Raw genomic sequence first — 1,376 nt, 5'->3', positions numbered from 1 at the left:
TGAGCGAAGAGAAGGAATAGGGCGCGACGAACTGGTTCTCCGTGGATTTTTCAGGCTAATTGAAAGCGGCTTGGTCGAACTGCCATCCTGATCGAGGTGCTCAGTGACAAAACTTGATGATCTCGCAAGGCGCGCCTGCGACACTTATTATTACCATGCCGCCATCGGCATGCAGGTCACCACGAAGCAGTTCTGTTCGTCCTTGCGGGATGCGGACAGGCCCTATGTGTGGGACCTCAATCGCATCTTCGAAATCACCGCGCAGACGACGCAAGAAATCGACCAGGCCATGGCCTTTGCCGACGCCCGGATACAAACGCTGGGCTATGCCTATATCTCCACATCGCCCTTCACCTCGCCAGCCGTCATCGCCCGGCTCGCATTCGATGACTACAGGGAAGAAACGCCCGTCATCCAGATGGTCCTGCAGGCGCCCTTGAAAGCAACTCATCCGGTTGGATACGGGCTCCAGCCCGTCGCATCGGACACGGACTGGCAAACGCTGTACAAACTGGTTCTCACAGATCATTCAGAGGGCGCACGAACCCGGGGCAAGAAGGTGGACGCCCATGTCACGCGCGGCATGGTCGATGGCTACCGCCGCAAGACAGGCCCGTGCCACTTCTTTCTCGCATCCATCGACGGCACGCCCTGCGCGTACGGATCAGCCACCATCGCCCCAAACGGCATGGGCATGGTCGAAGACCTGTTCACCCTGCCCCCCTTCCGTCGCCGAGGCCTCGCTTCCGCCCTGATCTCCGATTGCGTTGATCATCTGCGTCAGAATGGCTGCACCGACATCCTCATCGGCAGCCTCGCCACCGAGCCACCCAAAGCCCTCTACCGAAAGCTCGGCTTCGAGCCCGTCTGCGCGACGCGCTCATTCATGAAGCGGAAGCTGTAAAGCGCCGATATGACAGCCCCAAACAAAAAAGGGCCCAACCTTCCGGCTGGGCCCTTTCTTGAATCTCTGCTGCCCTGAGGGGCCGCGCAGCCTTAGCCGACGATCTGGTCGGCCGTGAAGAATTGCGCGATTTCGATTTCGGCGTTCTCGGCGGAGTCCGACCCGTGGACCGAGTTTTCGCCGATCGACAGCGCGAACAGTTTGCGGATCGTGCCGTCGGCAGCGTCAGCAGGGTTCGTCGCGCCCATCACGTCGCGATAGGCAGCAACGGCGTTCTCGCCTTCGAGCACCTGAACCACAACAGGCGCAGACGTCATGAACTCGACCAGTTCGCCAAAGAAAGGGCGCTCCTTGTGGACGCCGTAGAATTCCTCGGCCTGGGCCTGGCTCATCTGGATGCGGCGCTGGGCGACGATGCGCAGGCCTGCTTTTTCGATCACGGCATTGATCGCGCCGGTCAGGTTGCGGTTGG

At 60.4% G+C, this 1,376-nt stretch carries 2 protein-coding genes; one reads left to right on the top strand and one right to left on the bottom strand.

The features are described from left to right. Positions 1 to 103 precede the first annotated feature (103 nt). A complete protein-coding gene (locus tag HY30_RS16545; RefSeq protein WP_034743433.1) occupies positions 104 to 904 on the top strand; it encodes a GNAT family N-acetyltransferase in 801 nt (266 codons plus the stop codon). A 92-nt stretch (positions 905 to 996) separates the two neighbouring features. Here the strand turns inward: HY30_RS16545 and ndk are convergent. Continuing rightward, the coding region (gene ndk, locus HY30_RS16540; protein WP_034743430.1) for a nucleoside-diphosphate kinase at positions 997 to 1,376 on the bottom strand (380 nt) is incomplete at its 5' end.

The sequence above is a fragment of the Hyphomonas chukchiensis genome, from assembly GCF_000682695.1.
Lineage (GTDB): Bacteria > Pseudomonadota > Alphaproteobacteria > Caulobacterales > Hyphomonadaceae > Hyphomonas > Hyphomonas chukchiensis.
The sequence above is the reverse complement of the archived record's forward strand: the minus strand, read 5'-3'. Positions and strand labels throughout refer to the sequence as shown.